The organism is Shigella sp. SIG3 (assembly GCF_053555855.1).
This window is the reverse complement of record NZ_JBQZXE010000040.1, coordinates 20,657-27,745: the sequence shown is the minus strand read 5'-3', so window position 1 is coordinate 27,745 and position 7,089 is coordinate 20,657. Positions and strand designations below refer to the sequence as shown.

The following is a 7,089-nucleotide window of genomic DNA, read 5'->3' as shown; positions in this document are numbered from 1 at the left end:
TACTAATGCACCTTCCTGCTGTAATGCCTCGACCAGCGCTAATATTTCGCTTTCTGGAAGCAAGCCACGCAGTGGGTTCAACCCGATGCCATCGTGAGAGGCGAGGAAGTTAAACCAGGTCGTTTTACTGGAGGGCAAGCTCAGACTTTGCGCCCACTGGCACAGCGCCTCGACGTTCTGTTTTTGCACCGCATGTAACACCAGCGGCGGCAGCGAGAACTGGTACACCATATGCGCTTCGTCATCACCGTTGCCAAAGTAAGCAATGTTGTCTTTGTGCGGAACATTGGTTTCGGTAATGATCACTGTACCTGGTGCTACGTCATCAATAATCGACCGTAACAGCTTGATAATCAGATGTGTTTTTTCCAGATGGATGCAGCTTGTTCCCGGCTCTTTCCACATAAAGCCAACGGCATCCAGGCGGACATACTCAGCACCTTTCTCAAGGTAACAGAGTAAAACATCCACCATCGCCAGCAACACTTCAGGGCTACGGTAATTCAGGTCAATTTGATCGTCACTAAAGGTGGTCCATAAATGGCGCGTGGAATTATCATCCATTTGAAACGGCGTTAATAGCGGTAACGCACGCGGACGGGTGACGGCACTGAGATCGGTTTTCGGATCAACCGCAATAAAGAAATCTTCAAAACCCGGAAGCTGTTGTAAATAGTTTTTAAACCATTCACTTTTTGCAGACATATGGTTGCAGACAAAATCAAACATTAAATGACTGCATTCACCGAGTTGCTGAATATCCTGCCACTCCCCCGCTTCACTGGCGACCTGATGATAATCAATTACCGAAAATCCATCATCAGATGACCATGGGTAAAAAGGTAATAAATGAACATGTGAAAAAATGCTTTGCAGCCATTGATGGTAGAACTGATTAAATATGGGTAGTGGTTTTAAATCATTACTGTGAAATTGATCGGCATAGGTAATTAACACGACATCACTTTCATCCCAGTGTTTTTTACGTCGCTGTGTAATTAATCGTTTCGCACTCTCAAGACGCGTTACAAGTTTCTGTAAATGAGTTGCGGTAAATGTTCCACCGTAGATTTCGTCCAGGTAATCCGTAATTTTCTGTTTCATGTTGCCTTTCCGTGGTAGCGGTCCCATGAGGCGAGAGACTACTCCGCAGAAAATAAACTGTCAATTGAGCACAAGGGTTTTAGTCACGCAGGAAATCATTTTTTACCAGGGAAAAAGCGTATTTGTGAGCTGACGCAAATAATCTATAGGGATGTAAATAAGGTGTGACAGAAAAAAAACGGCGCATAAGCGCCGCTCATGGTGAATTCTTTTAACCTTTGACCTTCGGCATTGCGATGTCTTTCAGGCCACCGGCGTTCTCAACGTGGGTATATCCCATCTCGCTAAGGATCTCTTTTGCCTGCCCGGACTGGCGTCCGGCATTGCAATACACTTTCACGGTGTCGTTTTTATCCGGAACTGCGGTGGCAATGCGCTCTTTCACTTCCTTCAGGGGAATATTGATGGCCCCCTGAACGTGCTCTTGCTGATACTGCTCTGGAACACGAACATCGATCCAGTGTTCAGCGGCGAAAACGGGCAGTGAAAACACCAGTGCCAGAGCAAGTAAGCCTTTTTTTAAACATGTAAGCGTCCTTCTATGGATGAAAATTGCCATCCATTATACGCCTGAGATTTAACAATTTTTGCGAAACTCCCCTCACCTTTTATAACGCTGTGCCAGTTTATTAGCAGCCCGACTTAACAGCGGTTCCAGCGCCACAGCCAGCAACATTTTCAGCGGTCGGCGAGCAACTGATTTTATCGCCCAGCCCGCCACACCCGCCGGGCCATAGCGCAGTGCGGTAAGAAGTACCAGCTTGCCTGCTAATTTGAAACCAAGCTTCACCTTTTGCCCGGCCTGTTGCCAGCGAGTATTCATAACTTTCCTCACAGTTGACGGAAACGGCTACGTAACGTGAAAGTATCGGAAGTGACATAACGTTCCATCTCGCGTAAACGCGTTTCACTTGCCGCCAGTTCACGGTCGACTTCATCCAGCAATTCGCTGCTGGAAGGTAGCTGCTCACCAAAGGCCATGTTGTCCGGCATTGGATCAAGCGCAAATGACAAAATGATGTAAGCAACCAGGGTAAACAGCGCCAGACCGAAGAAAATCGACAGCACCACCAGGATACGCACCAGTTTTACCGGTACATCAAAATAGTTGGCAATCCCGGCGCAGACGCCGCGGACCATGCCCTGCTGTGGAATACGCCATAATTTTTTATTGAGATTAATGCCCGCCATTAGCGATCCCTCCAGTTCGGATGTTCTGCATCAAGAATAGATTCCAGCGCCTGAATACGTTCGCGCATCCGTTTTGCTTCATCAACCAGTTGCGCTAATCGCTGCTGCTCACTTTGCGACAATTCACTGCGACCAGAACGATTGCTGTAATGCAGCCATAACCAGATCGGTAAAACAAACAGCACAAAAATGGTTAACGGAATAGCCAGAAATAGCGCGCTCATAAGTACTCCTTAGACGATGAGCGGCGGCGCGTTCGGACGCCGCCTGGATGTTATTATTGATTGTCTTGCTTCATTTTGGCTTTTAATTGTGCCAGTTGTTCGCTGATTGCATCATCGGCTTTCAGTTCGGCAAACTGATCGTCCAGCGATTTTTGTTTACCGAAGCTGTGGCTTTCTGCTTCCGCTTCCATCTGGTCAATACGACGTTCGAAAGATTCGAAACGAGCCATTGCTTCATCCAGTTTGCCACTGTCCAGCTGACGACGCACATCGCGCGACGAGTTTGCCGCCTGATGACGTAACATCAATGCCTGCTGGCGAGCGCGTGTTTCGCTCAATTTGTTTTCCAGCTCGCCAATCTCTTTCTTCATGCGTGCCAGCGTATCGTCCACCAGCGTCACTTCATGTTCCAGGGACTTAATCAGATCGGTCAGTTTCTGTTTTTCAATTAACGCTGCACGTGCCAGATCCTCTCTCTCTTTCAGCAGCGCCAGTTCGGCTTTTTCCTGCCATTCAACTTCACGCGCCGACGCTTGTTCAATACGGCGAGTCAGCTGTTTCTTTTCTGCCAACGCACGCGCCGAAGTAGAACGTACTTCAACCAGTGTATCTTCCATCTCCTGGATCATCAGACGCACCAGTTTCTGTGGATCTTCCGCTTTCTCTAACAGAGCGTTGATGTTGGCATTCACGATGTCGGCAAAGCGAGAAAAAATACCCATAATGTTGTCCTCTTGATTTCTGCGTTCAGGATTGTCCTGCTGAACTGTTAATACAATTTGCGTGCCAATTTTTTATCTTTTTGATTTATAAAGATCTGATTGAAGAATCAACAGCAACATGCCAGGATGAATTAGCGAATTACACTAACAAGTGGCGAATTTCATCATGGCCGAATACAAAGATAATTTACTTGGTGAGGCGAACAGCTTTCTCGAAGTGCTGGAACAGGTTTCGCATCTCGCACCGCTGGACAAACCGGTGCTCATCATCGGCGAACGCGGCACCGGTAAAGAGTTGATTGCCAGCCGCCTGCATTATCTCTCCTCCCGTTGGCAAGGGCCGTTTATTTCCCTTAACTGCGCGACGTTAAATGAAAATCTGCTGGATTCCGAACTGTTTGGTCACGAAGCGGGGGCGTTTACCGGTGCGCAAAAACGTCATCCTGGGAGATTTGAACGTGCCGACGGCGGTACGCTATTTCTTGATGAACTCGCTACGGCACCGATGATGGTGCAGGAAAAATTATTGCGTGTGATTGAGTACGGTGAACTGGAGCGCGTTGGCGGTAGCCAGCCGTTGCAGGTGAATGTGCGGTTGGTATGCGCGACGAATGCCGATCTCCCGGCGATGGTCAATGAAGGTACTTTTCGCGCTGACCTGCTCGACCGGCTGGCTTTCGATGTAGTGCAACTGCCGCCCCTGCGCGAGCGCGAAAGCGACATTATGCTGATGGCAGAACACTTTGCCATTCAGATGTGTCGGGAAATCAAGCTGCCTCTGTTCCCGGGGTTTACGGAGCGCGCCAGAGAAACATTGCTGAATTATCGTTGGCCGGGAAATATTCGTGAATTGAAAAACGTGGTGGAACGTTCAGTGTATCGCCACGGCACCAGCGATTATCCGCTTGATGACATCATTATTGATCCCTTTAAACGGCGTCCACCTGAAGAAGCCATCGCCGTTTCAGAAAATACCTCGCTTCCGACGCTGCCGCTGGATTTACGCGAGTTTCAGATGCAGCAGGAAAAAGAGTTGCTGCAACTCAGTTTGCAACAGGGGAAATATAACCAGAAGCGCGCGGCTGAATTACTGGGGTTAACTTATCATCAGTTCCGCGCGTTGTTGAAAAAGCACCAGATTTAGCGAAGTTGAGCAATACAACTTGCCGGATGCGGCGTGAATGCTTTATTCGGCATACATAATCAATACGTCGTTTGCAGGCCTAATAAGCGCAGCGCATCAGACATTATTGCGTTGGGCTATTAATCGCTCAGCGCATCCTGCAAAATTTTCATTGCCGCATCGAATTGCGCATCCGGGATGGTCAGCGGATACAGGAAGCGAATCACGTTGCCGTATGCGCCACAGGTCAGCAGGAGCAGCCCCTGCGCCAGCGCGCGTTGCTGGATTTTCTGTGCAATCGCCGCTGACGGCTCGCCCGTTTGCGGATCGTTAAACTCTGCCGCAATCATCGACCCCAGGCCGCGTACCGCAGCAATGGCCGGAACGCTTTCTTTGGCATCAATCAACGTGTTTTTGAGACGCTGGCCCAGTTGATTCGCGCGTTCGCAGAGTGATTCTTTGTCGATAATATTGAGCACCGCGTGCGCGGCAGCCACCGCCAGCGGGTTCCCGGCGTAGGTGCCACCCAACCCGCCCGGCGCGGGCGCGTCCATAATATTCGCGTTACCGACCACGCCCGAAAGCGGCATCCCGCCCGCGAGGCTTTTCGCCATCGTCATTAAGTCCGGCTTATCGGCGTAATGATCCATGGCAAACAGTTTACCGGTACGCGCAAAGCCGCTTTGCACTTCATCGGCAATCATCACAATACCGTGCTCGTCGCACAGGCGGCGAATGGCGGCAACCAGCTCTTTTGGCGCAACGTTGAAACCGCCCTCGCCCTGCACCGGTTCGAAAATAATGGCCGCGACCTGCTTCGCTTCGATGTCTGATTTAAACAAGCGTTCGATGGCGTCGAGGGAGTCCTGTGTTGAAATGCCGTGTAAATCTGACGGATAAGGTACGTGATACACCGAACCAGGGAACGGGCCGAAGCCGATTTTGTACGGCGCAACTTTTCCGGTCAGCGCCATGGTCATATATGTACGACCGTGGAAGCCACCGCTAAACGCAATCACGCCAGGTCGTCCGGTATGGGCGCGAGCAATTTTCACCGCGTTTTCCACCGCTTCCGCGCCGGTAGTGAAGAATGCGGTTTTAGCCTGCCCGCTCACTGGGGCAAGGGCGTTAATTTTCTCCGCCAGCGTGACGTAGCTTTCGTACGGCACAATCTGATACGCCGTGTGGGTAAACTGTTGCAATTGCTGCTCCACCGCCGCGACCAGATCAGAGTGGCGATGCCCGGTATTCAGCACCGCAATGCCTGCGGCGAAATCGATGTATTCGTTGCCCTCTACGTCCTTCAGCGTAGCGTTTTCTGCCGACTGGGCGAAGAAGTTACACATCACGCCAACCCCGCGTGGGGTAGCAGAAAGACGACGCTGATGGAATTCATTGTTGCTCATGTTTCACACCTTTTGACTCTTCACTGTTAATCGGAAATTAAACGCCCAGACGATCGCGCAGGCTGTAATAAGCCGCGCCCATCGCGGTAAATGGCACGCGCAGCGTGCGCCCGCCGGGGAACGGGTAATGCGGCAGATTGGCGAAGGCATCGAAACGCTCGGCGTCACCGCGCAGCAGTTCAGCAATCAAACGCCCGGCAAGATGGGTACAGGTGACGCCGTGGCCGCTGTAACCCTGCATGTAATAGATGTTGGTATCAAGGCGGCCGAACTGCGGCATGCGCGACAAGGTCAGCAGGAAGTTGCCCGTCCAGCGGTAATCAATTTTCACGCCCTTCAACTGAGGGAAGGTTTTTAGTAGTTTCGGTACCACAAGACGCTCAACGTCATCCGGGTTGCGTGCACCATACACTACACCCCCGCCGTACAGCAGGCGGTTGTCGGCGGTAAGACGGTAGTAATCAAGCAGATAGTTACAGTCTTCCACACAGTAGTTTTTCGGGATCAGCGAACGGGCTAAATCTTCCGACAGCCGTTCGGTGGTGATCACCTGCGTGCCGCACGGCATGCTGCGTTTCGCTAGTTCCGGCTCTACTTTATCGCCCAGATACGCATTCCCGGCGACAATCACATACTTCGCCGTCACCTGACCATTGGCAGTCCGAACCACGGCTGGCGTGGTGTGCTGGATCTGCGTCACGGCGGAAAGCTCATACACGCGCCCGCCGTTCAGGCGGATGGCATCGGCTTCACCAATGGCGAGGTTTAGCGGGTGAATATGCCCACCGCTGTGATCCAGCAGCGCACCAGTGTAGCGATCGCTGGCGACCTCGCGGCGAATAGCGTTGGCGTCCAGCAGCTCCAGCTGTTTATTGCCGTAGCGTTCCCAGTTCTCTTTCTGCTCTTCGAGTGTGGCGAGTTGTTTATCATTCATCGCCACAAACAGACCGCCGGGGCGGTAGTCGCAGTCAATCTGATAACGTTTGATACGTTCGCGGATGATCTCGCCACCCTCGAACATCATGCTGCCGAGCATACGGGCGGTGTCCATGCCGTAGCTTTTTTCGATCACGTCGATGTCGCGGCTGTAGGAGTTCACAAGCTGCCCGCCATTGCGCCCGCTTGCGCCAAAGCCGATGCGTGAGGCTTCGAGAACCACTACGTCAAAGCCCGCTTCCGCCAGATGCAGCGCGGAGGAGAGCCCGGTATAGCCGCCGCCAACCACGCAAACGTCGCAGGTGATTGACTCATTCAGTGTATCGAATGGTGCATATTTATTCGCACTGGCGGCGTAGTAACTGCTGGTATGTTCGGTCATT

The 7,089-nt window shown here is 51.6% G+C and carries 9 protein-coding genes; 1 reads left to right on the top strand and 8 read right to left on the bottom strand.

What is annotated here, in order from left to right:
* The 6 genes from ycjM to pspA all read right to left on the bottom strand — a co-directional run.
* A partial coding sequence (gene ycjM, locus ACUU1I_RS09705; protein ID WP_032157057.1) for a glucosylglycerate phosphorylase occupies positions 1 to 1,104 on the bottom strand: 1,104 nt, incomplete at its 3' end.
* Between the two features lie 211 nt (positions 1,105 to 1,315).
* A complete protein-coding gene (gene pspE / locus ACUU1I_RS09700; RefSeq protein ID WP_000974116.1) occupies positions 1,316 to 1,663 on the bottom strand; it encodes a thiosulfate sulfurtransferase PspE in 348 nt (115 codons plus the stop codon).
* Positions 1,664 to 1,705: 42 nt separating this feature from the next.
* Positions 1,706 to 1,927, bottom strand: a complete 222-nt coding sequence (pspD, locus tag ACUU1I_RS09695) for a phage shock protein PspD (RefSeq protein WP_001359759.1) — start codon at positions 1,925 to 1,927, stop codon at positions 1,706 to 1,708.
* A gap of 8 nt (positions 1,928 to 1,935) precedes the next feature.
* Positions 1,936 to 2,295 carry an envelope stress response membrane protein PspC gene (pspC, locus tag ACUU1I_RS09690; protein ID WP_000907387.1) on the bottom strand — a complete coding sequence of 120 codons (360 nt, stop codon included), beginning with the start codon at positions 2,293 to 2,295 and terminating at the stop codon, positions 1,936 to 1,938.
* Positions 2,295 to 2,519: an envelope stress response membrane protein PspB gene (pspB, locus tag ACUU1I_RS09685; protein WP_001274964.1), complete on the bottom strand. Its 225-nt coding sequence runs from the start codon at positions 2,517 to 2,519 to the stop codon at positions 2,295 to 2,297. The genes pspC and pspB overlap by 1 nt, the downstream gene beginning before the upstream one ends.
* Positions 2,520 to 2,572: 53 nt before the next feature.
* Positions 2,573 to 3,241: a phage shock protein PspA gene (gene pspA / locus ACUU1I_RS09680; RefSeq protein ID WP_000511025.1), complete on the bottom strand. Its 669-nt coding sequence runs from the start codon at positions 3,239 to 3,241 to the stop codon at positions 2,573 to 2,575.
* 166 nt (positions 3,242 to 3,407) lie between these two features.
* Between pspA and pspF the strand changes: the two genes are divergently transcribed.
* A complete protein-coding gene (gene pspF, locus ACUU1I_RS09675; protein WP_005068446.1) occupies positions 3,408 to 4,385 on the top strand; it encodes a phage shock protein operon transcriptional activator in 978 nt (325 codons plus the stop codon).
* A gap of 119 nt (positions 4,386 to 4,504) precedes the next feature.
* On the opposite strand, the gene puuE is transcribed toward pspF, so the two are convergent.
* Positions 4,505 to 5,770 carry a 4-aminobutyrate transaminase gene (puuE, locus tag ACUU1I_RS09670; RefSeq protein WP_000069266.1) on the bottom strand — a complete coding sequence of 422 codons (1,266 nt, stop codon included), beginning with the start codon at positions 5,768 to 5,770 and terminating at the stop codon, positions 4,505 to 4,507.
* Between the two features lie 37 nt (positions 5,771 to 5,807).
* Positions 5,808 to 7,088 (bottom strand): gamma-glutamylputrescine oxidase, encoded by a 1,281-nt coding sequence (gene puuB / locus ACUU1I_RS09665; protein WP_000134877.1) that lies wholly within the window; start codon positions 7,086 to 7,088, stop codon positions 5,808 to 5,810.
* Between the last annotated feature and the right edge of the window lies 1 nt (position 7,089).

What these genes read in the sequence shown, in the direction of transcription:
- pspE (WP_000974116.1), bottom strand. Translation starts at nt 1,663, where the DNA reads ATGGCAATTTTCATCCATAGAAGGACGCTTACATGTTTAAAAAAAGGC.
- pspD (WP_001359759.1), bottom strand. Translation starts at nt 1,927, where the DNA reads ATGAATACTCGCTGGCAACAGGCCGGGCAAAAGGTGAAGCTTGGTTTC.
- pspC (WP_000907387.1), bottom strand. Translation starts at nt 2,295, where the DNA reads ATGGCGGGCATTAATCTCAATAAAAAATTATGGCGTATTCCACAGCAG.
- pspB (WP_001274964.1), bottom strand. Translation starts at nt 2,519, where the DNA reads ATGAGCGCGCTATTTCTGGCTATTCCGTTAACCATTTTTGTGCTGTTT.
- pspA (WP_000511025.1), bottom strand. Translation starts at nt 3,241, where the DNA reads ATGGGTATTTTTTCTCGCTTTGCCGACATCGTGAATGCCAACATCAAC.
- pspF (WP_005068446.1), top strand. Translation starts at nt 3,408, where the DNA reads ATGGCCGAATACAAAGATAATTTACTTGGTGAGGCGAACAGCTTTCTC.
- puuE (WP_000069266.1), bottom strand. Translation starts at nt 5,770, where the DNA reads ATGAGCAACAATGAATTCCATCAGCGTCGTCTTTCTGCTACCCCACGC.
- puuB (WP_000134877.1), bottom strand. Translation starts at nt 7,088, where the DNA reads ATGACCGAACATACCAGCAGTTACTACGCCGCCAGTGCGAATAAATAT.